The organism is Agrobacterium sp. 16-172Ci, from assembly GCF_053522725.1.
The window spans coordinates 88,381-113,660 of sequence record NZ_JBNWBW010000015.1 but is presented as its reverse complement, the minus strand read 5'-3'; the positions used below and the strand labels follow the sequence as shown (position 1 = coordinate 113,660).

The window sequence follows — 25,280 nt, the reverse complement described above, 5'->3', positions numbered from 1 at the left end:
GCGTGGGAACGCTCATATGGCCTCGATTCAAAAAAAGATAATATTGGCAGGCATTGCAATCTTTTCCATCACCGGCAGCGCCGCGGGTGTCGGCATATGGGCGGCGGAGACGCTCAACCGTAACAGCGAATATGTGGCGCTTTCGGCGGACGTGCTTCGCAACCACATGCAGGCGGACATGATGCATGACGCGCTGCGGTCAGACGTGCTTGCCGCCATTCTTTCCGCCGATGCCAGAATGGACCTCGACCTCAAGGCCGTTAAGGCCGATCTTGCCGAACACGAAGCCAGTTTTCGCGAAGTGATCGAGGCAAACAAGTCACTGTCATCAGGCACGAATGTCAAAGCCGTCATAGACGGCGTCGAAAAGCCGCTTCTCGCCTATATGGATGCCGCCAACGCGGTGGTCGGACTTGCCGAATCCAGCCCCGAAGAGGCCATCAAGCTGATGCCGGAATTCATGCAGCAATTCTCCGCGCTTGAAAAAGCGATGGAAGCGGCTGGCGACCAGATTCAGGCGCTTTCCGACACTGCATCGGCCGAAAGTGAAAAGACCAAGGCGGCAATCAACCTCGCCTTACAGGGACTTCTGGTTCTGGCGGCGCTTTTCTCCACCGGGCTTTTTCTGCTCACCCGCAAATCGATTATCCGTCCCATCCTGCAATTGTCGAAAAACATGGAGACCCTGGCGGGCGGCGATACGTCTCAACCGCCCTCAGGCACGGACCGCAAGGACGAGATCGGCTCCATGTCCAGCGCTGTCGAGATTTTCCGACAGGCCGCCATCGCCAACCGGGTACTAGAGGAGCAGGCAGCGGCGGCCCGCAGACAGGCGGAAGCCGATCAGGAAGCGACGCGGCGGCAGGCGGAAGAAGACGCTTCAGAAAGGCTGCGCATCGCAACCTCCGGCCTTGCGGCCGGCCTCAAGCGGCTCGCCTCCGGTGATCTGGCCTTCCAGTTGAATGACGCCTTCGCCCCACAATTCGAGGCCCTGCGTCATGATTTCAACACCTCGGTCCGGCAATTGGCCGAGACCCTTTTTGCCATTTCCGACGGGATAGGCACAATCGACGGCAGCAGCCGGGAAATCGCCGCAGGTGCCGGCGATCTTTCCCGCCGCACCGAAAATCAAGCCGCCTCCCTTGAGCAGACGGCAGCGGCGCTCGATGAAATCACCGTCAATGTCTCGAATGCCAACAAGCGGGCCGCAGAAGCGCGACTCGCTGCCACCGATGCCAACCATAGCGCCCTGAAATCGGTGGAGGTGGTAAGCCATGCCGAGGAAGCGATGCGCCGTATCGAGGCCTCGTCGCGGCAGATCACCGGCATCATCGGCGTCATTGACGAAATCGCCTTCCAGACCAATCTTCTGGCGCTGAATGCCGGGGTTGAGGCTGCCCGCGCCGGCGAGAGCGGCAAGGGCTTTGCGGTTGTTGCACAGGAGGTGCGCGATCTCGCCCAGCGCTCGGCAAAGGCCGCAAGCGAAATCCGTGACCATATCCGGCAATCGTCCGTGGAGGTCGAGAGCGGCGTGAAGCTGGTTCTCGATACCGGCACAGCACTGAAGGATATCAGTGAACGCATCGCCGGCATCGACCGCCATATGAATGCCATCGCCACATCGGCCACCGAGCAATCAACCGGTCTGTCCGAAATCAACGCGGCGGTGAACTCCATGGATCACGCCACCCAGCAAAATGCGGCCATGGTGGAGCAATCCACCGCCGCGTCAGCCACGCTTGCCTCGGAAACAGCAAAGTTGCGTGCCCTGGTGTCGCGCTTCCGCCTGGAAATGGAAACGGCCAGCAGTCAGGATCAGCCACGCCGAGTAGCTTGATGTCTGCGACGAGGCGCGGATATCTCCGCCAGATGCCGGAAATCAGCCAGCACGCACCCACGGCGAGCCTCCGCCGTGGGTGGAACTCCAGCGATCAATAAGTCTGCATCGGTTGCGAGAGGCCGTCGCCGATCACGCCGTTACCATATTGCGCCACCGGCACACCTTCCTGGCCGATCGGCACGCCCTGCTGTGCGGGGCCGAGCGCCGTCACCACGATCGGCGTACCATCGGGCACACGGTTGTAAAGGTCGATGATATCCTGGTTGAGCAGGCGCACGCAGCCGGAGGATACCGACTTGCCGATGGTCCACCATTCCGGCGAGCCATGCAGGCGGTAGATCGTGTCCTTGCCATCCTTGAAGATATAGAGCGCGCGTGCGCCGAGCGGGTTCTTGAGACCCGGCTCCATGCCGCCATTGCGGCTGCTATAGGGTTCCAGTTCCGGCTGGCGCGCAATCATCTCATCGGGCGGCGTCCAGCGCGGCCATTGCCGCTTGTACTGAATGACGCCGCGACCGGCCCATTCAAAGCCCGCGCGGCCGAGGCCGACGCCATAACGCATGGCCTGATTGTTCTCATAGGTGAGATAGAGGAAATGATTGGCTGTATCGACGACGATGACGCCGGGGCGTTCACCCGTCGGGTTCGCCACCATCTGCCGCAGGAACTGACGCGGAATCCGCTTGTAGGGGATTTCCGGCAGCGGGAACTGCTCGTCCGGCTTGGGGCCGTACATCAGGGCATACATCGGGTCGTCCGCCGGTGCTGCAGGCCGGGCGGCCTCACGCGCAGTTGTGTTGCAGCCCGCAAGGCCGGCAAGCGCCAGTCCACCTGCTCCAAGCAGGAAACCCCGCCGGGTCGTCGTCGTCTCGTTCAATTGAAAAACCTCATTTACGTCATCTCACGCCGGCAAAGGGATCCGCCAGCGCCGCCTCTGGGCGGCTGATAGGGTACTTCGTGCCGGAAACCTGCGATGCCATGGCCTTGGCGCCGTTCGATTTCAAAATGGCCCGGAAGCTCGGATGCATGCCGCCGTCTACATACGCGCTGAGCGGGCTGGAAGTTCCCTCACTCATGGCGGCGGTAAATTTTTGTTGCTCTTCGGCCAGTTTCGACGCCACCAGCGGATCCTGCTGGTTGATGGCCGGCGGGCAAGCCGCCAGCGGATCGGCAGGTTCGCCTTCGGCAAATTCACTGTTGAAGACATAACGACGGCCGCAGACGGAAACCTTGGGCTGCCGGCGCGTCACCTCGAAATAGTCATAGCCTTCCTTCAGCGTCTTCCAGAACGGCATATTGGGGTCGTCCCGATGCGCCACCATATTCCGGGCGCTCATGCGGAAGGGATAGGCCTGTACCTGAAAGCGGTCCTGCCCGCCCTGAAGTGCCCGCGCCACGATGGCGTAGATCTCGCCGACCTGCTGGTCGGTCATGGCGTAACAGCCGGAAGAGGAGCAGGCGCCATGCACCATCAACGCCTCACCGGTGTAACCGAGCGCCGATTCCAGCCGGTTGGGATAACCGAGATTGAAGGAGACATAATATTGTGAGTTCGGGTTCAACATGCCGGCCGAGACATGATAAAACCCTTCCGGTGCCTGCCGGTCGCCCGTCTTCATCTTAGGGCCCAGCTTTCCGGACCAGCGGCACATGGGATAGGCCTTGAGCAAGGCGTAGTTTCCGGTCTTGTCGACCTTCCAGACCTCAAGCTCGCTTTCCTGCTTGAAAATGCGAACGAGAACCGGGCTTTCCGGGCGCATGCTCTTGGCCGACATCTGCGCCATCATCTTGGACGACAGTTTCGGCGGGTCTTTCTTGACGCTGTCCAGCCCCATGGAAGTGCACGCGGCAAGGCCGCCACCGATCGCAACGATCGCGGCCATTCTTGCCCCTGCCCTTACCTTCTGCCGCAACCCCGCAACCGCGAAATCCAGCAATGCCTGCATGCCCATGGATCGTTCTGCCCGCCTGATTTGCCCGCCTTTCCGGCAGACGCTTAACTATCGAAGGTGGCCACATCACGGCAACCTCGCCCATGGACAAAGTCTCGTGAACAGACGTTACCCATTCGTTAATCATAAGGACACAAGCCCGTGATGGGGTGGCCAATGAAAGTGCGAGCCGCGATTATCGCAGCAGCCCCTGGCCGCCATCGATCCATACCGGCGTGCCGGTAATGTGGCGGGACGCATCCGACGCCAGGAAACCGATCAGCGCGGCGACATCGTCGCTCGTCCCGGCCACGCCGCCGGTTACCGGAATATCCCCAGCCAGAAAACGAACTGGAACCTCCGTTTTTTCCCGCTCGCGTATATCGGTATTTTCATCGATTGCCGTTTCGATTTCGCCCGGACACACCGCATTGACGCGGATACGGTGACGCCCCAGCTCCAGCGCCAGTTGTTGCGCCATGGCGAATTGCCCGGCCTTCGTCACGGAATAGGCCGTGGCACCGGGCGAGGTGAAGGTACGGGTGCCATTGATCGACGAAACGATGACGACGGACCCGCCACCGGCCGCTTTCAGATGCGGCACGCTGACGTGGACGGTGAGATAGGTGCCGCGCAGGTTGATGCGGATCGTATCGTCCCATTCGGACGGTTTCAGCTCATCGATGGGCGCCCAGACGCCGTTGACGCCGGCATTAGCCACCACGACATCAAGCCGGCCGAAATTCTCGACCAGCGCTGCGACCGCGTGACGCATCGCCGCTTCATCCGCCACATCGGCGACGAGCACCTTCGAAGAACCGGATGCGGCGCCGATTTCCCGGGCGACATCGTTCAATTCCGATTCGGTGCGGCCCAACAGACCGACCGCGAAACCCTGCGCCGACAGATGACGAGCGGCGGCGCGCCCAATGCCGGAGCCAGCGCCGGTTACCAGAGCAACTTTGCGAACGGTCAATGTCATTGCCCTCCTTTTCGGGAAGCAATGGACGTGACCGTCGCCGAGATGGGATCACTCGCCGGAAAGCTGTCCTCCAGCCCCTCTTCCAACTCTTCCTCCAGAATGTCGCGATCCTTCGATGTAAGGGCGCTCGCCTGTCCGTGCGGAGCTTCATCCTGCGCCGTACCTAGAGCGGAAAATTGCGAAGGCGCATCTGCCCCATGGCGCGTTCCGAACGCGGTCAGTTGCACCATCACCGCGCTCGCCCGTTTGATGGCCTCGGCATCGTCGATCCCTTCAAGACCGTCGGCGAGGCGAACCGAGACCTGATCGCCGTCGTTGCCGACGAACTCGATTGAGATAACCCCGTTATTGCGTTTTACATAGGTCGTCGAAAGTTGCATGACATGCCCTCCGGCTTGGAAAGCACCGGTACGAGTCCGATGCTGGAAAACGGTTAGAACCTGAATTCCAAACGACGGCAGAGCGGAAGGGTTCCAGATGAATCAGGCCTTTGGCCCGGAAATCCCGGAGAGTTTTTTCCTGCGCGATGCGCTGGATGTGGCCCGCGCCCTCATTGGCGCGGAGTTCCGCATCGGCAATACCGGCGGCATCATCGTGGAGACCGAAGCCTATCATCCGGACGACCCGGCATCCCACAGTTTTAACGGGCAGACCCCGCGCAACAGGGCAATGTTCGGCCCGGCCGGCCGTCTTTATGTCTACCGGTCCTATGGTATTCACTGGTGCGCCAACTTTGTCTGCGCCCCGGGTTCCGCCGTGCTTCTGCGCGCCATCGAACCCCTGACCGGCATAGACATGATGAAACTGCGACGGGGAACTGACAAGCAAAAACTTCTCTGCTCAGGCCCGGGCAGGCTCTGTCAGGCGCTGGCGATTACGGGGGAGATGGACGGCGCGCCACTGAACGCAGCGCCGTTTTTGCTGCGGTTGCCGAAAGAAGCCGCAGCCGTCACCAGCGGCAGACGAATCGGCATCAGCCGCGCGACGGAATATCCGTGGCGCTTCGGCCTAAAGGGCTCGGCTTTCGTCAGCAAGAAATTCGAGAACGGAGAGACCTGACAGGCGCGAGCACCTTCGGCGGCCCGTCATTTTCGTCGGGATTGGGTGTCGGCACCTCGTCCGGCAACCGGTCGGGTTCCGGTTCTTCCACCGGCGGGATATCCGGCTGCGGCGGCACGGGCATCGGCGGTTCGGGATAGGGTTCGACGGGAACGGCTGGCATCGCGGCCTCCTGATAAACACGCTTGGCCACGATGGGCACAAGCTGCGTTTTTATCTCGTGCGACAGCGCCTTTGCGCTGTCGTCAATCAGGCGGCGCAACACCCAATTCGCCCACCGGTCAAATGCCGGTCAGGTCCTTTCGGTCCGGTTGCGCCGCCCTGCGGGTCGTACAGGAAAACGCGGGCACGGCCTGTCCGTTCCGTTTTTGAGGAAGGTTTTTGAAATGGCTCAGGCGAAACCGAGCGCGCTGCGGGAAATATCGCGATTTTCGCAATAGTCGCGGGAATGGGCCTCGTGACCATGCTCGCGAGCGGTCGAACGGTTTAGTTCCGGGCTCGGAACGTTGAGCAGCGCATCGGCATAGGTGCCGGTCGCCTCGACATCATCGATCACGGTCTGCTGCTGCGGTTTTAAAAATTCAAACATCCGTCCACCTCCTTAGACACGTCCCCTCAACGCGCCGGCCCGGGTCCTGTTCCATAACGCCCGTGACTGTTCCGATTATACATGAGACGGCGCGGACGTATAGATGACGAAAGGCGAACGTTATCAACTGACGTTCACAAAATGGAGTGGAATCAGTGAGCTATGGCGACAAGTTCAGGCAGGGCCGACGGATTCCCGCAAGATGAGCTCGACCGGCCACAATTCCTGAACCTCGCGGACGGGACGGCCGCCGATGATCTGCAAAAGCAGGTCCGTCACCCGCATGCCCGCCATGCGCATGGGCGAGCGGGTGGTGGAAAGCGGCGGCATCATGCTTTCCGGCGTAAGATAAGGAAACACGTCGTCATGGGCGATGACGGAGACATCCCTGCCGATCGTCAGCCCCATCTGCGTCGCGGCGCGATAGACACCCTGCGCCGTCATCATCGCACCCGCCACAAAGGCCGTCGGGCGCGGCGTCTGTTCCAGCAGCGAGCGGGCGAAACGAAAGGCCGTCTCCTCGCTGAAGTGCTCATTCATCATGAAACGCGGATCCGGCGTAATGCCGTGCGTGGCCAGCGCCTCGCGAAAACCCTGCTCGCGGTCCTGCACGAAGGTGCGGCCAACCGGACCATTGATAAGGGCGATGCGCCTGTGTCCGCGCTCCAGAAAATGAATCGTCGGACGATAGGTCACATCGTGGTTGTCGATATCGAGCCAGGCATGTTCGAAAGGCGTCTTTGAGCGGCCATGCACGATGAAGGGCACACCCAGCCGGTTGAGCAGCGCGATGCGTTCATCTTCCGGACGCGGCGAATGCACGATGATGCCATCCACCCGGCCGCTCGCCGCCAGCCGGCTGAAAATCGCCAGTTCCTCATCGAGATTATTGTCGACGGTAACGCTGACGAGAATATCGGTCTCCTCCCGTTCCAGACGCGTCGCCATGCCGCCCATGAATTCGGAGAAGAAGTGCCCGCCGCCCGAACGGCCCATGACGACACCGATGGCGCCCGCCCTGCCCGTCGCCAGCCTGACAGCATTGGCATTCGGCCGGTAGCCGTATTTCAGCGCAGCCTCCATCACCCGCTGGCGCGTTTCCTCGCGCACCTCGGGGTAGCCGCCCAGCGCCCGGCTGACGGTGGTGGGCGAGAGCCCGACTTTCTCTGCGAATTCCTTGAGCTTCATAATTTTTTGCCAATTTGCCCCTGCATGCGTCGCCGCCGCGGATTTTTCAAGCCGACAAAAATTGAAAACGATTTCAATTTTCCTCCACCTGAAACCTTACAGTTGATCATTCCCAAAGGCAAACGCCGAAAAATTGCAGGCGAAAGCGGCCGATTTCCGGGAGATTAGAAAGAGTATTGACAGATTGCTCGGCTTTTGAGAGCCTCGCGTCGGTCAAAAGCGCTTTCAATTTTGAGGACAATCGGAAGCGTCAACGGAGGAGTTTGACAATGAATATTTCCATGAAGACTTTGTTCCTGTGCGGAGCGGCGTTTTCCGCCGCCGTCTCAGCTGAGGCGGCCGAGCTTTCCATCGCCGCCAATTCGACAGGCAAGAACGTCGCGTTCTTCCGCGAACGGATCGCCGCCTTCGAAAAAGAGACCGGTCACAAGGTCAATCTCGTCACCATGCCGTCATCGTCCAGCGAACAGTTCAGCCAGTACCGGCTGTGGCTTGCCGCCGGCAACAAGGATGTCGACGTCTACCAGACGGACGTGATCTGGGCGCCGCAGCTGGCCGACCAGTTCGTGGATTTGACCGCAGCGACGAAGGATGTCATCGGCGATCATTTCCCTTCCATCGTCGCCTCGCAGACGGTTGACGGCAAGCTCGTCGCCATGCCGATGTTCACCGACGCGCCGGCGCTTTTCTATCGCAAGGACCTTCTGGAAAAATATGGCAAGCAGCCGCCGAAGACCTGGAAGGAACTGAGCGAGACCGCCAAGGAAATCCAGGACAAGGAGCGCGAGGCAGGCCAGAAGGACCTCTGGGGCTTCGTTTTCCAGGGCAGCGCCTATGAAGGCCTGACCTGCAACGCGCTGGAATGGATCGCTTCCGCAGGCGGCGGCCATATTGTCGAGACCAACGGCGATATCTCCGTCAACAATGAGAAGGCCGCAGCCGCCATCGAAACCGCCAAGGGCTGGGTCGGCACCATCGCGCCGCAGGGCGTGCTCGCTTATAAGGAAGAGGAAGCGCGCGGCGTCTGGCAGACCGGCAATTCCGTCTTCATGCGCAACTGGCCCTATGCCTATGCACTGGGTAATGGCGACGACAGCGCCATCAAGGGCAAGTTCGGCGTCACCCCGCTACCAGCGGGCGCGGAAGGCGAAGCCCCTGCCTCGACACTCGGCGGCTGGAACCTCGCCGTTTCGAAATATTCCGACGATCAGGAAGCGGCCATTCAGCTCGTGAAATTCCTGGCATCAAAAGACACCCAGAAGATGCGCGCGATTCAGCTCTCCAACATGCCGACTATCGCATCCCTTTACGACGACAAGGACGTCGCTGCCGCGCAGCCCTTCATGCCGACATGGAAGCCGATCTTCCAGACCGCCGTTCCGCGTCCTTCCGCCTCGGCCAAGGTGAAATATAACGAGGTTTCCGCCAAGTTCTGGGGCGCCGTGCACAACACGCTCTCCGGCAACGGCACGGCAGCGGAAAATCTCGAACTTCTCGAGGTTGAACTGACCGATCTCAAAGGCAACGGCTGGTAATCCGGCCCGCGCGGGAGGCGGTCTTGACTGATCGTCTCCCGCGCCCCAACCGCGAGATATCCCCATGAACGACATCGCCCTTCAAAGACCGGTCGCGGCATCCGACGCCGACACCGGCTCTGACCTGCAGTCGGAAAGACTGAAATCCGCCTGGCTGTTTCTTGCCCCTACATTTATGGTGCTGTCGCTGGTGGCGGGCTGGCCGCTGGTGCGCACCGTGTGGTTCAGCCTCACCGACGCCTCGCTTACCAATCTCGACGGGGCGCAGTTCGTCGGCCTCAAGAACTACCTCACCTGGATCACGCTCAGCAGCGGCCGCACCATCTATCGCGGCCTACTTGCCGATCCCGCATGGTGGGGCGCGGTTCTCAACACGCTCAAATTCACCATCCTTTCCGTCAGCTTCGAAACCGTGCTCGGCCTCATCGTCGCGCTGGTGCTGAATGCCGAATTCAAGGGACGCGGCCTCGTGCGTGCCGCAATCCTCGTGCCCTGGGCCATTCCCACCATCGTTTCGGCGCAGATGTGGGCGTGGATGCTGAACGACCAGTTCGGCATATTGAACGACCTGTTCCTCAATCTCGGGCTGATCTCCAACAAGATCGCCTGGACGGCCAATCCCGAGACCGCGATGATCGCCGTCCTGATCGTCGATATCTGGAAGACCACGCCTTTCATGGCGCTGCTCATCCTCGCCGGTCTACAGATGGTGCCGAAGGACATGTATGAGGCGGCAAAGGTGGATGGCATTCATCCCATCAAGGTGTTCTTCCGCGTCACTTTGCCGATGATCCGCCCGGCCCTCATGGTCGCCGTCATCTTCCGCATGCTGGATGCGATGCGCGTCTTCGATCTCATCTATATCCTGACGCCCAACAACGCCCAGACCCGCACCATGTCGGTGCTGGCGCGTGAGAACCTGTTCGATTTCGACAAGTTCTCCTATGGCGCCGCCGCCTCCACCATGCTGTTCCTCATCATCGCCTCGATCACGGTCATCTATATGTGGCTCGGGCGCGTCAACACCGATGGAGCCGCGCGATGACCCTGCCAAGCATCCTGAAAACCACCGCTTTTTATGCGCTGGTCGCCATCATCATGGTGATTTCGGTATTCCCGTTTTATTACGCGATCCTGACGAGCCTGAAATCCGGTTCGGCGCTGTTCCAGGTCAATTATTGGCCGCGTGACTTCTCGCTGACCAATTACAGCTTCGTCATCGGCAACGGCACGTTTCTGCGCAATCTTGGCAATTCGCTGTTCGTTGCATCTTCGGTCGTCGTGCTATCGCTGTTTCTTGCGGTAACGGCCTCCTATGCTCTCGCCCGCGTCCGCTTCCGTGGCCGCGCGCTGCTGCTGCTCACCATCCTGTCGGTTTCGATGTTCCCGCAGATCGCCGTGCTCGCCGGCCTGTTCGAACTGATCCGCTGGGCTGGAATCTTCAACACGCCGCTGGCGCTGATCTTTTCCTACATGATCTTCACCCTGCCCTTCACGGTCTGGGTGCTGACGACCTTCATGCGCGACCTGCCGATCGAGATCGAGGAAGCGGCGATTGTCGATGGTGCAACGCCATGGGTCATCATCACCCAGGTGTTCATGCCGCTGATGTGGCCGGCACTCGTCACCACAGGGCTTCTCGCCTTCATCGCGGCGTGGAATGAGTTCCTCTTCGCGCTCACTTTCACCTCATCGAACGAGCAGCGCACGGTGCCTGTCGCCATCGCGCTTTTGTCGGGCGGCTCGCAGTTCGAAATTCCATGGGGAACGATCATGGCAGCGTCCGTCATCGTCACAGCACCCCTCGTCGTCCTCGTTCTGATCTTCCAGCGACGCATCATCTCCGGCCTCACCGCCGGCGGCGTCAAAGGCTAGGAGAAACCAAATGACCACCATTCAACTGCGCGATCTTCGCAAATCCTTCGGCGCCTTCGATGTCATCAAGGGCATCGACATGGATATCCGCTCCGGCGAATTCATGGTCTTCGTCGGCCCTTCCGGCTGCGGCAAGTCCACGCTGCTGCGCCTCATCTGCGGGCTGGAGGAAATTACCAGTGGCACGCTCTCCTTCGATGGCGAGATGGTGAACCGCCTGCCGCCCGCCAAGCGTGGCGTCGCCATGGTCTTCCAGTCCTATGCGCTTTATCCGCACATGACCGTGTTCGAGAACATGGCCTTCGGAATGAAACTGTCAGGCGCGGACAAGGAACAGCGCAGGAAACGCGTGGAAGCGGCGGCCGAGATGCTGCAGCTCACACCCTATCTGGAACGTCTGCCGAAGCAGCTTTCCGGCGGCCAGCGCCAGCGTGTCGCCATCGGCCGCGCCATCGTGCGCGATCCGAAGGTCTTCCTGTTCGACGAGCCGCTCTCCAACCTCGATGCGGCATTGCGCGTTGCCACGCGTCTGGAAATCGCCAAGCTGCACCGCTCGATGCATGACACGACGATGATCTACGTTACCCACGACCAGGTGGAGGCGATGACACTCGCCGACCGTATCTGCGTTTTGCGGGACGGCAGGGTCGAGCAGATCGGCACGCCGCTGGAGCTTTACGAAAGCCCGGTCAACACCTTCGTCGCCGGCTTCATCGGCTCACCGAAGATGAACTTCCTCACCGGCAAATATGCGGAGGCCGAAGGGGCGAAAACCATCGGCATCCGCCCTGAACACATCACCATCGGCACCGATGGCAGCGGCTGGAGCGGCGAGATCGTGCATTCGGAAATGCTGGGATCGGACAGCTATATCTATGTCGAGATCGGCGCGGGTGAACCCGTCGTCGTTCGTGAAGAGGGCGTGACCGGCCGCACGGCCGGTGAACGCATCACCATCGCGCCGGATGCGACGCAGATACATCGTTTCGACGCAGAGGGCCGGGCGCTTGCCCGCAACCCTGCCCGGGGTGCCGCCTGAACATTCAACTTTCGCCGGGCTCACCCAAGGTCCCGGCTTTCACCGAGGAGCATGACAATGACCATCAACACCGTTGTATGGGGCGAAAATATCCACGAACACATCAATGAGACGGTGCGTTCGATCTATCCGAACGGCATGCACAACACCATTGCCGACGCGCTGAACCAGAATCCTGAGATCGACGCCACGACCGCCACGCTGCAGGAGCCGGAACATGGCCTTTCGCAGGAGCGCCTCGACAAGACCGACGTGCTGGTCTGGTGGGGCCACAAGGACCATGGTGCGGTGCAGGACGAGATCGTCGAGCGTGTTGCCAAACGCGTCTGGGAAGGCATGGGCCTCATCGTCCTGCATTCCGGCCACTTCTCCAAGCCGTTCAAGCGCCTGATGGGCACGCCTTGCGCGCTTAAATGGCGTGAGGCGGGCGAGCGTGAACGCCTGTGGACCATCAATCCGCGCCACCCGATTGCAGCCGGCCTGCCCGAGCATTTCGAGCTGGAAAACGAGGAAATGTATGGCGAGCAGTTTTCCGTGCCGGAGCCGCTGGAAACCGTCTTCATCTCCTGGTTCCAGGGCGGCGAAGTCTTCCGGTCCGGTCTTACCTGGCGCCGTGGTGCAGGCAATATCTTCTATTTCCGCCCCGGCCACGAGACCTATCCCACCTATCACGACGCCAATGTGCAGAAGGTCATCAGCAACTCGGTGAAATGGGCCTATAATCCCGTTGGCGCACTGAAAAGCATTCACGACGCCCCCAATGTTCCCGTCGACAAGGCTCTGGAGCCAATCGAAGAACGCGGCCCCAAGCTGCACAAGGCAGGCGAAGCAGGTTACAGGTAAAAAGCCATGAGACTTCTCATTCTCGGAACCGGCGGCATGGCCAACAACCATGCCACCTATTTCTCGCAAATCCCCGGCGTCGAACTGGTCGCGGCAGTGGATGTGGACGATGTGGTGGTGCGGGGCTTTGCGCTGCGCCACAATATCCCGCTCTCCTTCACCTCACTGGATGACGCCATTGCCTGGGGTGAATTCGATGCGGCGGCGAATGTCACGCCGGACGCGATCCACCACCCCACCAGCCTTAAACTGCTGGCGGCCGGCAAACATGTCTTCTGCGAAAAGCCGCTGGCGGAAAACTACGCCAAGGCCGCCGAAATGGCCGATGCCGCCGAAAAGGCCGGCCTCATTGCCATGGTCAACCTCACCTATCGCAACGTTGCCCCCTTGCAGGCGGCGCGTGAGATGGTGCTGGCAGGCAAGATCGGCAAGGTGCGGCATCTGGAAGCCTCCTATCTCCAGAGCTGGCTCGTTTCCAAGGCCTGGGGCGACTGGATGACGGAGAGCAAGTGGCTGTGGCGGCTTTCCACCAAGCATGGCTCAAACGGCGTGCTTGGTGATGTCGGCATCCACATTCTCGACTTCGCCTCCTATGGCGCGGGCAGCGATGTGGAACGCATCTTCACGCGGCTGAAGACCTTCGACAAATATGAAGGCAACAAAATTGGCGTCTACGACCTCGACGCCAATGACAGCTTCACCATGACCGCCGAGCTTGAAAACGGTGCCATGGGCGTCATCCATGCCAGCCGCTGGGCGACGGGTCACTTGAACGAACTTCGTCTGCGTATCCATGGCGACAAGGGAGCATTGGAAGTGATCCACACCCCGGATTATTCCAGCCTGCGCGCCTGCATCGGCGAGGATGTGGAAAAGGCGATATGGAAGACCATCGATGTCGACCCGGTGCCGACGAATTACGAAAAATTCGCCAGGGCCGTCATGGAAGGCGGCCCCGCCGATCCGGATTTCCGTCATGCCGCCAATCTGCAGAAGGTGCTCGATCTGTCGATCATTGCGGATCGGGAACGGCGCGAGCTGGCCGTTTCGGCTTGATTTGCGAAAGTGCGGCGGCACAAACCGCCGCATGGATTGCTGCAAAGGGCGCTCCTCGCTCTCCGTCAGCGAGGACTTGATCCGGGGTCCAGCCACGGCGCAGACGCGCCTTGGCTGGATGCCGGATCAGGTCCGTCATGACGGAGGGAACTTATAACTCCCTCAAACCCCGCGCTTATTCCCCCACAACAGCACATGCAGCTGCGGCAGCACCCGGGCGGAAAACCAGCGGTCTTCGCTCACCTTGTCCACCAGCCACAACATCCGGTCCATCACCCCGTCGATATCCACCCGCGCATCGTCGTCATCCGGCGGCGGCGGAGTATGGTTGCCGGGCTGGAGATAGACAGGCAAATGCGGGAAACGCGCGGATGCCGCCTTGGCATAGGCATAATCCGCATCGTCGAACACCACGATCTTTAGCGCCACCTGCGGTTCGTCGCCGGCGGCGGCAAGACAGTCTTCGAAGGCCTGCCAGTCCGTTTCCATGCCGCTCGATGGCGGCTTGGGGCTCAGCACCAGATGGTCGAGATCGGCAAACCAGTCTTTCGCGATGCTGCCCTGCGTTTCCAGCGCGAAACGATACCCCTCGCCCTGCCCCTTCGCGATCAAGGCCCCGAGCGGTTGAATGGCCGGATTGCCGCCTGAAAGCGAAACCGTCAGCGGCACGCCGCCGGAAAGCCGCCGCACCTCCTGCCAGATCGCCTCGACAGGCATTGGCTTCCATGTATCGCGGTACTCGCTTTCAACGGCATGCAGCGTATCGCACCAGGAACAACGATAGTCGCAGCCGCCGGTACGCACGAAAACGGTCGGCAGACCGATCAGCAGGCCTTCGCCCTGAATGGTCGGGCCGAAGATTTCGCTGATGCGGATCGTGGTCTCCTTGGCTGCAATCTTGTGTGCAACCGCCGTCATGGCCGGTATTCCGCCCAGGTCTTGGCGGTTTCGCTGACGCGCACGGCGCTGGTTTCCGGCAGGCGGCCCTTGCACCAGTCATAAAAATGCTTCGCCAGGCATTCCGCCGTCACCCGGTCATGGCCGAGAACGTCGTTCAGGTGGCGATGGTCGAAATGATCGTCGATATAGCGTTTCAGCGGTGCAAGCTCGTGATAGTCGCGCACGAAACCGTGCTCGTTCAACGCTTCGCCCGCAAGCTCGATCTCAACAATGTAATTATGCCCGTGGAGGCGATTGCACTGGTGATCCGACGGCAGGCTTTTCAACTGGTGCGAGGCGGAGAAGTGAAATTCCTTGGTGATGCGGAACATCAGCGCACCTCCTGCGCCGCATAGGCATGGGTGGCCGCCACCCAGAAATCCGGATCCTCATAGTCGGTCGGATCGGTGACGCCCGCCAGATGAAAGGCCTCGCGCCGTTCGACGCAGGTGCCGCAGCGGCCGCAATGGCGCAAACCGCCCTTGTAACAGGACCATGTTTCACCAAACGGCGTGCCGTATTTCTCACCATCGGTCACAATCGTCGCCTTGGAAACGGTGACATAGGGGGCAAAGAGCTTGACGTCAGCATAACCTTCAAGCGCATGCGCCTGCATGGCATTGAAGCTGTCGATGAAGCCCGGCCGGCAATCGGGATAGATGAAGTGATCGCCGCCATGCACGGCAATCGCCACAGCATCCGCCTGCTGCGCGGCAGCCAGCCCGAAAACGATGGTGAGCATGATGGCGTTGCGGTTCGGCACCACTGTGGAGCGCATGGTCTCCTCCGCATAGTGCCCGTCCGGCACCGCAATGTCGTCAGTCAGCGCCGAACCGGTGAGATGGGCGCCGATGGTTCTGATATCGATGACATGATGCGGCACGCCGAGACGCCGCGCGCAATCGGCCGCGTATTCCAGTTCCTTCCTGTGGCGCTGGCCATAATCGAAGGAGACGAGAGCGAGAAGTTCGTGTTCCGCCGCGATTTTATGCGCAAGCGAAACGGAGTCCAATCCGCCGGAGCAGATGACGATGGTTTTCATAACTTGGGATCCCTTGTTTTGACCGGGTGGGCTGCGACCGGATTACGAGGAGCGGCTTTAAACCAAACCGACGGGCTTGTGAAGGGCCTTGCGGAAATCGCGCCAAGCCGCGCCATCACGAAAATGCCCCGCGGCAGCAACAAGACGAAACAATCGGGACATATGCGGGAAACCGGCGCGATCTAGAACGGACTGAAATTTGCTGTTCTTGAAGGGTCTTGCCGATGGCGGCGGCTGATACATTTCTGTTTTCGCTGAGCAATCTCAGCTCTCTCGGCGCCGGCATCCTGATGGTGATGGTGGGCATGCTTTATATCACGCTCACCATTCGCGGACTGATCACCGCCATGCGTCATGGATAAAGTTCTCGACACAAAACGCCACCGGCTTAGGCGTAATCTCACCACAGCGCTCGTTATCGCTTCGGCGGCGCTCGTCGCGGCTGTTGGCATAGCCCCTTTCGTGTTCCTGATCTGGATGGTCAGGACCGTTGCGCGCTGGCTGGGTCTTTTTATCGGCCTATGAAAATCTGATGAACACGCGACGCTCGCCACTAAATGGCTGAGCGGAAAAGGCCCGGCGAACTGGCAGTGCGCCGGGCCTTTTTTCGTTGGCTTTGGGCTCAGCGCAGCAGCGCCTGCGCCTCCTCGATACCAAGTGCCGCCGGCTGGGTGCAGGTCGTCGTCATTTCGATGAAACGGCCCTCCTCCCCGGACTTCAGGATCGAGGTCATCACATCGATGCCGTGCAGGGAGCGCTCCAGCGAGCAACGGGCATCGCGGCCTTCCAGAATAGCGATTGCCATATCGGCAAGGCCCGCCGTGCGATAATTGGCACGCGGGCCATTGGGGCTTTCCTGATTGGCGATGCCGAAAGGATGCGCCCAGTCTTCCAGCGGCTGGATATTTTTGTCCCGCCCGCTCGCTTCCACCACGCCGCCGAAGAAATTCGGGTCAGGCACGTAGATCGAGCCTTCCGTGCCGTAAAGCTCCATATTGGCGTGGCGGTGCGACCAGACATCCCAGCTTGCCGAAAGCGTGATCGTCGCGCCGTTCACGAATTCCAGCAGGGCATGGATATTCGTCGGTGTTTCAACCGGGATGATCTCGCCGTTCAGCGGCTGGCTGGTCACCGTACGGGTCGGATTTGCCATCGAGGTCAGTGCGCCGACGCGCTTCACCGGACCGATGAGGTTGATGAGATTGGCGACGTAATAGGGGCCGAGATCGAGGATCGGCCCGCCGCCCTTCAGGAAGAAGAAGCCCGGGTTCGGGTGCCACATCTCCATGCCGGGGCTCATCACATGGCAGGTGCCGGAAGTGATGCGCCCGACCTTGCCGTCATCGATATATTGCCGGGCAAGCTGATGCGCGCCGCCGAGGAAGGTATCCGGCGCGCAGCCGACGGAGAGGTTCTTCTCCCGGGCGATGCGCCGCAGCTCCTCGCCTTCCTCCAGCGAAAGCACCAGCGGCTTTTCCGAATAGACGTGCTTGCCTGCCTCGAGGGCGGCTTTCGACACCGGAAAATGCGCGGCGGGAATGGTGAGGTTCACCACCACATCGATATCCTTGTTGGCGAGCAGCTCCTCGATGGACTGCGCGACAACACCGAATTCTTCCGCCCTCAGCTCCGCCGCATTGCGGTTGAGATCGGCGCAGGCCAGCACCTTGATGCCCTTGAAGAGCGGTGCCAGCGAAAAGTAAGCAGACGAGATATTGCCGCATCCGATGATGCCGACGCCAAGATCCCTGGCCATGATGCAAACTCCGAAATTGAAACTTAGTAGGTGTTGAAAGATGCGATCGAGCGGGTGATCAGCCGGTCGATATCCTTGGGATTGTCGTGCTCGACCACGAAATGTTTCGTGGCGGATTTCGCCTTCAGCGCCGCGACGAGGCCCTTCCAGTCCACGGTCCCATGGCCGACATCGGCCCAGCCATCCTCGTCCGCATTCTCGCCTGCTGGTGCGATATCCTTCACATGTACCGCAGTAATGCGCTTGCCGTAGCTTTCGATCCAGGCGAGCGGATCGGCATTGCCGCGAATGATCCAGGCGATATCCGCCTCCCATTTCAAATCCGGGCCACCGGCAAAAATCTGCTCCTGTGGGGTGGAACCGTCACCAAGCGTCTTAAACTCGAAATCGTGGTTATGCCAGCCGAAGACCAGCCCGGCATCGACGAAAGGCTTGCCCGCTTCCTGCAGGCGCTTGCCGAAAGCGAACCAGCCTGCGGCATCTGTCGGGCGCTGGTCAGGCATCAGATAAGGGCAATAGATCGCCTCAACACCCAGAACTTTCGCAATGTTCAGCGCCTTTTTCGGGTCGCCCTCAAGAAGATCGAGGCCGAAATGGCCGGTCGGCATGGCAAGGCCATTGGCGTCGAGTTCGGCGCGCAGGCCTTTCAAACCGGCATCATCCAGCGAAGCGTACATCGCGCCATAACCTTCGACATGTTTATAACCCGCCGCCGAAAGCTTCTTCAGAATGTTGGAAAAAGGCTGGAAATTACGGGCGCTGTAAAGCTGGAAACCGAGTTCTGTCATTGTCTCCTCCATAGAGATCTGGGTCTTGGGATTGTGTGGGGGTAAATGGAAGCTGTTCTAGAGCCGGTCCTCGCTTTGTGCGTCGAACAGCGAGGCCATCGTCATGTCGAGGCCGAGGCGCACCTTGGTGCCGGGTGAAAACCGCCTGTGGCCGCCGACACGCACGGACATGGTATGCCCGGCATGTTTCAGCCAGATCAGATTGTCGGCGCCCATCGGTTCCTCGATATCGACAATCGCCTCATGCACTTCACCGCCGACAATATCGGCATCGACGCGCACATGTTCGGGGCGGACACCCAGAACCACGGCACGGCCGGCGGCGACCGGCGTTTCCGCATGATAGCCATCCAGCGCGAAAGTCACGCCATTGGTGGTGAAGACCACCTTGCCGTCCTTTTCGATCAACTCGCCGCGCAGGAAATTCATCGAGGGCGAGCCGATGAAACCGGCGACGAAGAGGTTTCGCGGCTTGTTGTAGATGGTGACGGGATCGGCAAGCTGCTGGATGACGCCGCTTTTCATGATGGCGATGCGGTCCGCCAGCGTCAGCGCCTCGATCTGATCATGCGTCACATAGATCATGGTGTTCTTCAGCGACTGGTGCAGCCGCTTGATTTCGACGCGCAGTTCCGAGCGCAGCTTGGCGTCGAGGTTGGAGAGCGGCTCGTCGAACAGGAAAACATCCACATCCCGCACCAGCGCCCGGCCGATGGCCACACGCTGGCGCTGGCCGCCGGAAAGCTCGGCGGGCTTGCGCTTCAACAGCGGCTCGATCTGGAGGATGCCGGCCGCTCTTTTCACACGCCGGTCGATCTCCTCTTTCGGCACCTTGGCGACCTGCAGGCCGAAGGACAGGTTTTTCTCCACCGTCATCTGCGGATAAAGCGCATAGGACTGGAACACCATGCCGATGCCGCGATCCTTCGGCTCTTCCCAGGTGACGTTGCGGTCCTTGATGAAGATCTGCCCATCTGTCGGCTCCAGAAGACCCGCGATGCAGTTGAGAAGGGTCGACTTTCCGCAGCCGGAAGAACCGAGCAGCACGAGGAATTCGCCGTCGTAAATATCGAGATTGAGGTCTTTCAGCACGGTGACGGCACCGAAGGACAGGGAAAGATCGCGAATGGAAACGCTTTTATTCATATAGCTCAACCTTTTACTGCGCCTGCGGCAATGCCGCGGACGAAAAGTCTGCCGGAGACGAAATAGACGATCAGCGGCACGGCACCCGTGAGAAGGGTTGCGGCCATGTTGACGTTATATTCCTTCACGCCCTGCACGGAGTTGACGATATTATTGAGCTGCACCGTCATCGGGTAATATTCCGGCCGCGTGAACACCACGCCGAACAGGAAGTCGTTCCAGATGCCGGTCACCTGCAGGATCATCGCCACGACGAAGATCGGCAGCGACATGGGCAGCATGATACGGAAATAAATCTGCCAGAAATTGGCACCATCGATACGCGCCGCCTTGAACAGTTCTTCCGGCAGTGAGGCGAAATAATTGCGGAACAGCAGCGTCAGGATCGGCATGCCGAAGATGGTGTGAACGATGACGAGACCGCTCAGCGTGCCGTAAATGCCCAGTTCGCGCAGCACGATGACGATCGGATAGATCATCACCTGATAAGGGATGAAGGCGCCGATGATGAGGATCGAGAAGAACAGTTCCGACCCCTTGAATTTCCAGTTGGCCATGGCGTAACCGCTGATGGAAGCGACGATGATAGAGATCACCACCGAAGGCACGAGAATGCGCACCGAATTCCAAAAGCCGCGCGAAAGCCCGTCGCAGTTGAGGCCTGTGCAGGCATTGGCCCAGGCTTTCACCCATGGCTCGAAGGTGATTTCCACCGGCGGCGCGAAGATGTTGCCCAGACGGATTTCCGGCATGCCCTTGAGCGAGGTAACGACCATCACGTAAAGCGGCAGCAGGTAATAAGCGGCAGCGACGAACAGCGTGCCGTACAGAATGATGTTGCGGCGAGAAAAGGTTTTTCTAGGCTTTTTGCCGCGCGGGCCGGAAAGGTCTTTGGTGACCGCATCGGTGGCGGCGACGACCGTATTTAATGTGCTGATATTAGCCACGCTTCTTGCCTCCGAATTCGAGGTAGGCCCATGGAATGATGATAATCGCGACCGTCAGGAGCATCATTGTCGAGGCGGCGAAGCCCTGCCCCAGGTTCTGTGCCTGGAACATGTAGTCATAGACATATTTCGCCGGCACTTCGGACGCGATGCCCGGCCCGCCGCTGGTCTGCGCCACGACAAGATCGTAGACCTTGACGATACCGCTGGCGATGATGACCAGCGTGGTGATGAAGACCGGCCGCATCATGGGAATGATGATGAGAATATAGGTCTTCCACATCGGAATGCCGTCGACACGCGTCGCCTTCCAGATGTCCTCATCGATACCGCGAAGACCCGCCAGCATCAGGCACATGACGAGCCCCGTGCCCTGCCAGAGTGCCGCGATCAGGATGCCGTAGATAACGATCTGGGAATTATAGAGCGGGTCGAAGGTGAAACTTTCCCAGCCCATCGAGCGAACCACTGACTGGATGCCGAATTCCGGATTCAGCAGCCATTGCCAGACGAGGCCGGTGACGATGAAGGACAGGGCGAAAGGATAGAGGAAAATGGTGCGGAAGGTGTTTTCGAAACGAATTTTCTGATCCATCAGCGCCGCCAGCACGAAACCGATGACGAGGCTGAAAATAAGCGACAACACGCCGTAGATCGCCAGATTCTGGATGGATACGATCCAGCGTGGTGCTGCCCACAAACGCTCATATTGATCGAAACCGATGAAACTCGCGCGCGGCAGAAGCTTTGAATTGGTGAAGGAATAAACCACCGTCCAGATCGTTCCGCCGAGGAAGATCACCATGGCGGTCAGTATCATGGGAATGGAGGCAATCTTGGAATTGAGATTGCGGAAAAGCTGGTTGGGGCGCCCCGAGCGCGCTTGACCTGCCATGTTACCTCCTCCTGTAACGTTACAGTCAACAGTCAGGCAAAAAGCCTCACCGCATGAAACCCCTGCCCGTGCTGATGATTGTTGCACAGGCAGGACGCTGGGAAGGAAAGCGGCGAACCGCTTTCACACCCGGAGAGATCACACTCAGTCCGCTGAACCGATAATGTCCGCGAAGCGCTTCTGCCCGTCTTCCGCTGACATCGAGCCCGCGAAGAATTCCGCCATCAGGTCTTCCTTCTGTTTCTGCGTATCGGCGGAAATCAGCTGGTCGGTGCTGGTGAGGGCATTGCCCTTGGCCAGAATTGCCAGACCCTTTTTCATGCAGTCATTGGCTGCATTCAGATCGACGTCGCCGCGGATCGGCAGCGAGCCTTTCTTCAGGTTAAAGGCCACCTGCGTTTTTGGATCGACGATGGTTGCGGCGAGAACGTCCTGCGCCTTGGTTTTCGCCTCGTCCTTCAAAACAGGGAAATAAAAGGCGTCGCCGCCCGTGGTGAGATATTCACTGAGGCCAAGACCGGGAAGGCAGGAATAATCCGTGCCGGCTTTCTGGTTGGCCAGCTGGAATTCACCCTGCGCCCAGTCACCCATGATCTGGCCGCCGGCCTTGCCGGTGATGACCATGTTGGTGGCCTGGTTCCAGTCCTGAACATTGGTGCCCTTGGCCATGTCGCGCGCCTCGACAGCAGCCGCGAAAATCTTCGCCATCTCGGGCCCGGCTGCCGCCTCGGCATCCTTGTCGCCATAGACCTTCTGATAAAGGTCCTTGCCGCCGATCGAAAGCGTCAGCGTGTCGAACAGGCCGTTGGCCTGCCATGCCTGCCCACCGAGCGCGAGCGGCTGGATGCCGGCCTTTTTCAGCGCCGGTGCCGCTGCAACAAATTCCGTCCAGTTCTTCGGAACCTCGACACCCGCCTTTTTGAAGGCCACATTGGAAAGCCACAGCCATTGCCAGGAATGAATATTCACCGGCGCGCAATAAATCTTGCCGTCGATGGTGCAGCTGTCGAGCAGGCTGGCCGGTTTGATGACGTCTTTCCAGTTGCCCTTTGCGGCAACATCGGAAAGATCACGCATCAGGCCTGCCTGGACGAGTTCTTCGGCCTGCCGGCCGTGGTTGAACTGAGTGGCGCCCATCGGGTCGCCGCCGGTGATGCGGCTGATCATGATCGGCCGGGCCGTGCCGCCCGAACCGGCAATCGCGCCATCCACCCATTTGTTGCCGGTGGCGTCGAAAGCCTTGGCCAATTCGGCGACCGCTGCGGCTTCGCCGCCCGATGTCCACCAATGGGTCACCTCAAGATCGGTGGCCCCGGCGATACCCGCCGGAATCATGACGCTGGCCAGAAAAGCCGCAGAAATAACACGCATTCGCATGAGTCTCCTCCCTCACTGAAACGTTGCAGTTGGAACGTATGCGAAGATTTTTGATTAGGCAACCGCCTAAAATACGAATCTCACAGCGCCGTCAGGGGACATTTCGAACGATTGGGAAATGCGCCGGATAGGTATACGGCACAGGGGATTGCGCTGTGTAATCCACACGCAATGGCAGTCGCTTACAAAACTTCGTGGTGAATAAAACAGGCGAAGAGACCATGAAGCGCTGGCATATTCTTTTGGTCATCGGACTGGCTGGCGTCGCATCGCTTTTATTGGCGACATTTGAGCAGCTTGTACCGGGGCAGCAAGTTTCATTCGGAATGCGCCTGCTGATCCTCATCCAGCCGGCAATACTGACCGTTGCGGCGGTTGCAACCGGTCAGGCTCTGGCCGCAAAACTCGGGCTTGGCGCGCCCTTGGTCGATAGCTGGCTGACGGGCGGCAACCCGCGCGCGGTGCTGGGAACACAGGTGCCGCCCGCACTGGCGGTGGGCATTGCCGTCGGCCTGCTGATGATCGCCTATTCATCGGCGATCCTGCCATCGGTCGCGGATGCGGCCACCATGGCAAAAATGACCGCGTTTAATGTCCCGCTGACGACCCGGATTCTCTATGGCGGAATCACGGAGGAGCTATTGACCCGATGGGGCCTGATGTCGTTTCTCGCCTGGGCGCTCTGGCGCATGACAGGAAGAGGACAGATTCGACCGGTGATTTTGTGGGCCGCCATCCTTATGGAGGCGGCGCTCTTCGCCGCAGGTCATCTGCCGTTTCTGTTTGCGATTGTCGCTCGGCCGCAGGCGGCGCTGATCCTTGCAGTCCTGCTCACCAATTTCATTCCCGGCCTGCTGTTCGGATGGCTGTTCTGGCGTCGGGGGCTGGAAGCGGCGATGCTTTCCCATGCCCTTGCCCATTGCGTGAACGCGCTGATCGCCTGAGCCGAAAAGGCGAGCCGGACAATATCCCTCTCACCTTCTCCAAACCTTCGGTGCTGGCGGCAATTCTATTGCCTTTTATAATCGTCCTCGATGCGGATGACATCATCCTCGCCGATATAGGCTCCGGTCTGGATTTCGACCAGTTCGAGCGGGATCTGACCCTCATTGGCAAGCCGGTGCGGCTGGCCGATCGGGATATAGACCGACTGGTTCTCCGTCAGCAACTTCGTCTCTTCGCCGATCGTCACCGTCGCCGTGCCCTTGACGACGATCCAGTGTTCCGAGCGGTGATAATGTTTCTGGAACGAGATGCGGTGGCCGGGATCGACCGTGATATGGCCCACCCGGTAACGCTCGTCCACATACATGTGCTCGATATAACCCCAGGGGCGATAGACGCGCTTGTGGGTCTGCGTCTGTGGTGCGTGTTCGCCGTCCTTCAGCGTCTCCACCAGACCCTTCACATCCTGCACCCGGTTCTTCGGCACCACCAGAACCGCATCCTTGGTGGCCACCACCACCATGTCCCTGGCGCCAACCACCGTCGTCAGCAATTGCGTCGAATGGATGAGGCAGCCTTCGGAATCGATGAAGACGCCGTTGCCTTCCAGCGCATTGTCGTTGCCGCGCTTGTCGGCAATTTCCCAGATCGCATCCCAGCTGCCGATATCCGACCAGCGGAAATGGCCATGCACCACCGCCATGCGTCTGGTCTTCTCGATCACCGCATAGTCGATGGAGTTTTTCGGGGAAGCCTCGAAGCTTGCCTGATGCAGGCGCACGAAACCGAGGTCGCTTTCATATTGCTCGACTGCCTGTGTCACCGCCGCCAGGATTTCCGGGGCGAAGGCCTTCAGTTCGGCGATCATCACATCGGAGCGGAACAGGAAGTTGCCGGAATTCCAGAGATAACCCTTTTCCAGATAGGAGATCGCCGTCTTCATATCCGGCTTTTCCACGAAGGCATCGACGGTGCTGAGGTCTTTTTCGCCGTCGATCGCCTCGCCCGGCTTGATATAACCGTAGGAGGTGCGCGGTTCGGTCGGCACCAGGCCGAAGACGACGATATTGCCCTGATCGGCGGCTTTTGCGCCGAGTTTCACGGCCTGTGAAAACTTGTCGGCATCGAGCACCACATGATCGGCGGCAAGCGCCAGCACCAGGCATCCGGGCTCGCGGCGCTCGGCCAGCACGGCAGCGGCGGCCATGGCGGCGGCGCTGTCGCGGCGGGCGGGCTCCAGCACCACGGTTGCCGGCAGATCGATCTCTTCGGCCTGGCGGCGTGCGAAGAACCGGAAATCCTCATTGGTGATCACCAGCGGCTCGGCATAAAGGCCCTTGTCGCCCACCCGCTGCAGCGTCTGCTGATAGGTCGAAAGATTGCCGACCAGCGGCTGGAACTGCTTGGGCAACTGATCGCGCGATACCGGCCAAAGCCGCGAACCAGCGCCGCCAGCAAGAAGAACCGGCGTGATCTTTCGAGAGTGTTCCTTCACAACAAAACCTTTC

At 59.9% G+C, this 25,280-nt stretch carries 27 protein-coding genes; 10 read left to right on the top strand and 17 right to left on the bottom strand.

What is annotated here, in order from left to right; all coding sequences use genetic code 11:
* Positions 1-16: 16 nt before the first annotated feature.
* Entirely contained in the window at positions 17-1,837 is a 1,821-nt protein-coding gene (locus ACQZ40_RS15020; RefSeq protein ID WP_174039895.1) for a methyl-accepting chemotaxis protein, read from the top strand.
* Between the two features lie 94 nt (positions 1,838-1,931).
* Here the strand turns inward: ACQZ40_RS15020 and ACQZ40_RS15015 are convergent, their stop codons facing one another.
* From ACQZ40_RS15015 to ACQZ40_RS15000, 4 genes are all read right to left on the bottom strand, one after another.
* Positions 1,932-2,717, bottom strand: a complete 786-nt coding sequence (locus ACQZ40_RS15015) for a L,D-transpeptidase (protein WP_020811492.1) — start codon at positions 2,715-2,717, stop codon at positions 1,932-1,934.
* A 19-nt stretch (positions 2,718-2,736) separates the two neighbouring features.
* Positions 2,737-3,792 carry a L,D-transpeptidase family protein gene (locus tag ACQZ40_RS15010; RefSeq protein ID WP_443407754.1) on the bottom strand — a complete coding sequence of 352 codons (1,056 nt, stop codon included), beginning with the start codon at positions 3,790-3,792 and terminating at the stop codon, positions 2,737-2,739.
* A 175-nt stretch (positions 3,793-3,967) separates the two neighbouring features.
* Positions 3,968-4,753 carry an SDR family oxidoreductase gene (locus tag ACQZ40_RS15005; RefSeq protein ID WP_448748252.1) on the bottom strand — a complete coding sequence of 262 codons (786 nt, stop codon included), beginning with the start codon at positions 4,751-4,753 and terminating at the stop codon, positions 3,968-3,970.
* Positions 4,750-5,133: a hypothetical protein gene (locus ACQZ40_RS15000; RefSeq protein WP_448748251.1), complete on the bottom strand. Its 384-nt coding sequence runs from the start codon at positions 5,131-5,133 to the stop codon at positions 4,750-4,752. Before ACQZ40_RS15000 ends, ACQZ40_RS15005 begins: the two co-directional genes overlap by 4 nt.
* 97 nt (positions 5,134-5,230) lie before the next feature.
* On the opposite strand from ACQZ40_RS15000, the gene ACQZ40_RS14995 reads away from it, so the two are divergent.
* On the top strand, positions 5,231-5,812 hold the full coding sequence (locus tag ACQZ40_RS14995) for a DNA-3-methyladenine glycosylase (RefSeq protein WP_448748250.1): 582 nt from the start codon (positions 5,231-5,233) through the stop codon (positions 5,810-5,812).
* On the opposite strand, the gene ACQZ40_RS14990 is transcribed toward ACQZ40_RS14995, so the two are convergent.
* The 3 genes from ACQZ40_RS14990 to ACQZ40_RS14980 all read right to left on the bottom strand — a co-directional run bounded on the left by ACQZ40_RS14990 (position 5,781) and on the right by ACQZ40_RS14980 (position 7,589).
* Positions 5,781-5,975 (bottom strand): hypothetical protein, encoded by a 195-nt coding sequence (locus tag ACQZ40_RS14990; RefSeq protein ID WP_125146926.1) that lies wholly within the window; start codon positions 5,973-5,975, stop codon positions 5,781-5,783. The genes ACQZ40_RS14995 and ACQZ40_RS14990 overlap by 32 nt on opposite strands.
* Positions 5,976-6,203: 228 nt before the next feature.
* Positions 6,204-6,401 carry a hypothetical protein gene (locus ACQZ40_RS14985; RefSeq protein WP_003523793.1) on the bottom strand — a complete coding sequence of 66 codons (198 nt, stop codon included), beginning with the start codon at positions 6,399-6,401 and terminating at the stop codon, positions 6,204-6,206.
* Between the two features lie 174 nt (positions 6,402-6,575).
* Positions 6,576-7,589, bottom strand: coding sequence for a substrate-binding domain-containing protein (locus tag ACQZ40_RS14980; protein ID WP_078052532.1), 1,014 nt, complete (start codon positions 7,587-7,589; stop codon positions 6,576-6,578).
* A gap of 269 nt (positions 7,590-7,858) precedes the next feature.
* Between ACQZ40_RS14980 and ACQZ40_RS14975 the strand changes: the two genes are divergently transcribed.
* The 6 genes from ACQZ40_RS14975 to ACQZ40_RS14950 all read left to right on the top strand — a co-directional run bounded on the left by ACQZ40_RS14975 (position 7,859) and on the right by ACQZ40_RS14950 (position 13,937).
* Entirely contained in the window at positions 7,859-9,124 is a 1,266-nt protein-coding gene (locus ACQZ40_RS14975; RefSeq protein ID WP_078052531.1) for an ABC transporter substrate-binding protein, read from the top strand.
* A gap of 64 nt (positions 9,125-9,188) precedes the next feature.
* Positions 9,189-10,169 (top strand): carbohydrate ABC transporter permease, encoded by a 981-nt coding sequence (locus ACQZ40_RS14970; RefSeq protein WP_448748249.1) that lies wholly within the window; start codon positions 9,189-9,191, stop codon positions 10,167-10,169.
* Entirely contained in the window at positions 10,166-10,999 is an 834-nt protein-coding gene (locus ACQZ40_RS14965; RefSeq protein ID WP_078052529.1) for a carbohydrate ABC transporter permease, read from the top strand. The genes ACQZ40_RS14970 and ACQZ40_RS14965 overlap by 4 nt, the downstream gene beginning before the upstream one ends.
* A gap of 10 nt (positions 11,000-11,009) precedes the next feature.
* A complete protein-coding gene (locus ACQZ40_RS14960; protein ID WP_271045731.1) occupies positions 11,010-12,038 on the top strand; it encodes an ABC transporter ATP-binding protein in 1,029 nt (342 codons plus the stop codon).
* A 57-nt stretch (positions 12,039-12,095) separates the two neighbouring features.
* Positions 12,096-12,881: a ThuA domain-containing protein gene (locus ACQZ40_RS14955; RefSeq protein WP_174039898.1), complete on the top strand. Its 786-nt coding sequence runs from the start codon at positions 12,096-12,098 to the stop codon at positions 12,879-12,881.
* Between the two features lie 6 nt (positions 12,882-12,887).
* Positions 12,888-13,937, top strand: coding sequence for a Gfo/Idh/MocA family protein (locus tag ACQZ40_RS14950; RefSeq protein WP_078052527.1), 1,050 nt, complete (start codon positions 12,888-12,890; stop codon positions 13,935-13,937).
* Between the two features lie 162 nt (positions 13,938-14,099).
* Here ACQZ40_RS14950 and queE read toward each other — a convergent pair whose 3' ends face one another.
* Genes queE through queC form a run of 3 tightly spaced genes read right to left on the bottom strand, consistent with a single transcriptional unit; the run spans position 14,100 to position 15,918 of the window.
* Complete coding sequence (gene queE, locus ACQZ40_RS14945; RefSeq protein WP_374997613.1) at positions 14,100-14,855, bottom strand: 7-carboxy-7-deazaguanine synthase QueE; 756 nt, start codon at positions 14,853-14,855, stop codon at positions 14,100-14,102.
* On the bottom strand, positions 14,852-15,208 hold the full coding sequence (queD, locus tag ACQZ40_RS14940; RefSeq protein WP_080854548.1) for a 6-carboxytetrahydropterin synthase QueD: 357 nt from the start codon (positions 15,206-15,208) through the stop codon (positions 14,852-14,854). The genes queE and queD overlap by 4 nt, the downstream gene beginning before the upstream one ends.
* Positions 15,208-15,918, bottom strand: coding sequence for a 7-cyano-7-deazaguanine synthase QueC (queC, locus tag ACQZ40_RS14935; protein ID WP_448748248.1), 711 nt, complete (start codon positions 15,916-15,918; stop codon positions 15,208-15,210). Before queC ends, queD begins: the two co-directional genes overlap by 1 nt.
* 224 nt (positions 15,919-16,142) lie before the next feature.
* Here queC and ACQZ40_RS14930 point away from each other — a divergent pair, with 224 nt between their 5' ends.
* Positions 16,143-16,280 (top strand): hypothetical protein, encoded by a 138-nt coding sequence (locus ACQZ40_RS14930; protein WP_448748247.1) that lies wholly within the window; start codon positions 16,143-16,145, stop codon positions 16,278-16,280.
* 260 nt (positions 16,281-16,540) lie between these two features.
* Here the strand turns inward: ACQZ40_RS14930 and ACQZ40_RS14925 are convergent, their stop codons facing one another.
* The 6 genes from ACQZ40_RS14925 to ACQZ40_RS14900 form a co-directional block, all read right to left on the bottom strand.
* Positions 16,541-17,674: a Gfo/Idh/MocA family protein gene (locus ACQZ40_RS14925; protein WP_271045730.1), complete on the bottom strand. Its 1,134-nt coding sequence runs from the start codon at positions 17,672-17,674 to the stop codon at positions 16,541-16,543.
* A 23-nt stretch (positions 17,675-17,697) separates the two neighbouring features.
* Positions 17,698-18,462 carry a sugar phosphate isomerase/epimerase family protein gene (locus ACQZ40_RS14920; protein ID WP_448748246.1) on the bottom strand — a complete coding sequence of 255 codons (765 nt, stop codon included), beginning with the start codon at positions 18,460-18,462 and terminating at the stop codon, positions 17,698-17,700.
* Between the two features lie 57 nt (positions 18,463-18,519).
* Positions 18,520-19,608, bottom strand: a complete 1,089-nt coding sequence (locus ACQZ40_RS14915; RefSeq protein WP_448748245.1) for an ABC transporter ATP-binding protein — start codon at positions 19,606-19,608, stop codon at positions 18,520-18,522.
* 5 nt (positions 19,609-19,613) lie between these two features.
* The gene (locus ACQZ40_RS14910; protein ID WP_448748244.1) at positions 19,614-20,555 is read right to left on the bottom strand and encodes a carbohydrate ABC transporter permease; all 942 of its coding nucleotides are present in this window, start codon (positions 20,553-20,555) and stop codon (positions 19,614-19,616) included.
* Entirely contained in the window at positions 20,548-21,450 is a 903-nt protein-coding gene (locus ACQZ40_RS14905) for a carbohydrate ABC transporter permease (protein WP_059758547.1), read from the bottom strand. The genes ACQZ40_RS14910 and ACQZ40_RS14905 overlap by 8 nt, the downstream gene beginning before the upstream one ends.
* Positions 21,451-21,594: 144 nt before the next feature.
* On the bottom strand, positions 21,595-22,827 hold the full coding sequence (locus ACQZ40_RS14900; protein WP_448748243.1) for an ABC transporter substrate-binding protein: 1,233 nt from the start codon (positions 22,825-22,827) through the stop codon (positions 21,595-21,597).
* A gap of 221 nt (positions 22,828-23,048) precedes the next feature.
* Here ACQZ40_RS14900 and ACQZ40_RS14895 point away from each other — a divergent pair, with 221 nt between their 5' ends.
* Positions 23,049-23,771, top strand: coding sequence for a CPBP family intramembrane glutamic endopeptidase (locus ACQZ40_RS14895; RefSeq protein WP_448748242.1), 723 nt, complete (start codon positions 23,049-23,051; stop codon positions 23,769-23,771).
* Positions 23,772-23,836: 65 nt separating this feature from the next.
* Here ACQZ40_RS14895 and ACQZ40_RS14890 read toward each other — a convergent pair whose 3' ends face one another.
* Positions 23,837-25,267, bottom strand: coding sequence for a mannose-1-phosphate guanylyltransferase/mannose-6-phosphate isomerase (locus ACQZ40_RS14890; protein ID WP_174036837.1), 1,431 nt, complete (start codon positions 25,265-25,267; stop codon positions 23,837-23,839).
* Between the last annotated feature and the right edge of the window lie 13 nt (positions 25,268-25,280).

Bases quoted from the DNA above. Each gene is read 5' to 3' on its own strand.
- ACQZ40_RS14900 (WP_448748243.1), bottom strand. From the start codon at position 22,827: ATGCGAATGCGTGTTATTTCTGCGGCTTTTCTGGCCAGCGTCATGATT.
- ACQZ40_RS14990 (WP_125146926.1), bottom strand. From the start codon at position 5,975: ATGCCAGCCGTTCCCGTCGAACCCTATCCCGAACCGCCGATGCCCGTG.
- ACQZ40_RS14995 (WP_448748250.1), top strand. From the start codon at position 5,231: ATGAATCAGGCCTTTGGCCCGGAAATCCCGGAGAGTTTTTTCCTGCGC.
- ACQZ40_RS14950 (WP_078052527.1), top strand. From the start codon at position 12,888: ATGAGACTTCTCATTCTCGGAACCGGCGGCATGGCCAACAACCATGCC.
- ACQZ40_RS14925 (WP_271045730.1), bottom strand. From the start codon at position 17,674: ATGGCCAGGGATCTTGGCGTCGGCATCATCGGATGCGGCAATATCTCG.
- ACQZ40_RS14915 (WP_448748245.1), bottom strand. From the start codon at position 19,608: ATGAATAAAAGCGTTTCCATTCGCGATCTTTCCCTGTCCTTCGGTGCC.
- ACQZ40_RS15010 (WP_443407754.1), bottom strand. From the start codon at position 3,792: ATGGGCATGCAGGCATTGCTGGATTTCGCGGTTGCGGGGTTGCGGCAG.
- ACQZ40_RS15020 (WP_174039895.1), top strand. From the start codon at position 17: ATGGCCTCGATTCAAAAAAAGATAATATTGGCAGGCATTGCAATCTTT.
- ACQZ40_RS14895 (WP_448748242.1), top strand. From the start codon at position 23,049: ATGAAGCGCTGGCATATTCTTTTGGTCATCGGACTGGCTGGCGTCGCA.
- ACQZ40_RS15005 (WP_448748252.1), bottom strand. From the start codon at position 4,753: ATGACATTGACCGTTCGCAAAGTTGCTCTGGTAACCGGCGCTGGCTCC.
- ACQZ40_RS14920 (WP_448748246.1), bottom strand. From the start codon at position 18,462: ATGACAGAACTCGGTTTCCAGCTTTACAGCGCCCGTAATTTCCAGCCT.
- ACQZ40_RS14975 (WP_078052531.1), top strand. From the start codon at position 7,859: ATGAATATTTCCATGAAGACTTTGTTCCTGTGCGGAGCGGCGTTTTCC.
- ACQZ40_RS14955 (WP_174039898.1), top strand. From the start codon at position 12,096: ATGACCATCAACACCGTTGTATGGGGCGAAAATATCCACGAACACATC.
- ACQZ40_RS14970 (WP_448748249.1), top strand. From the start codon at position 9,189: ATGAACGACATCGCCCTTCAAAGACCGGTCGCGGCATCCGACGCCGAC.
- ACQZ40_RS14985 (WP_003523793.1), bottom strand. From the start codon at position 6,401: ATGTTTGAATTTTTAAAACCGCAGCAGCAGACCGTGATCGATGATGTC.
- ACQZ40_RS14930 (WP_448748247.1), top strand. From the start codon at position 16,143: ATGGCGGCGGCTGATACATTTCTGTTTTCGCTGAGCAATCTCAGCTCT.
- queC (WP_448748248.1), bottom strand. From the start codon at position 15,918: ATGAAAACCATCGTCATCTGCTCCGGCGGATTGGACTCCGTTTCGCTT.
- ACQZ40_RS14980 (WP_078052532.1), bottom strand. From the start codon at position 7,589: ATGAAGCTCAAGGAATTCGCAGAGAAAGTCGGGCTCTCGCCCACCACC.
- ACQZ40_RS14905 (WP_059758547.1), bottom strand. From the start codon at position 21,450: ATGGCAGGTCAAGCGCGCTCGGGGCGCCCCAACCAGCTTTTCCGCAAT.
- queD (WP_080854548.1), bottom strand. From the start codon at position 15,208: ATGTTCCGCATCACCAAGGAATTTCACTTCTCCGCCTCGCACCAGTTG.
- ACQZ40_RS14965 (WP_078052529.1), top strand. From the start codon at position 10,166: ATGACCCTGCCAAGCATCCTGAAAACCACCGCTTTTTATGCGCTGGTC.
- ACQZ40_RS15000 (WP_448748251.1), bottom strand. From the start codon at position 5,133: ATGCAACTTTCGACGACCTATGTAAAACGCAATAACGGGGTTATCTCA.
- queE (WP_374997613.1), bottom strand. From the start codon at position 14,855: ATGACGGCGGTTGCACACAAGATTGCAGCCAAGGAGACCACGATCCGC.
- ACQZ40_RS14960 (WP_271045731.1), top strand. From the start codon at position 11,010: ATGACCACCATTCAACTGCGCGATCTTCGCAAATCCTTCGGCGCCTTC.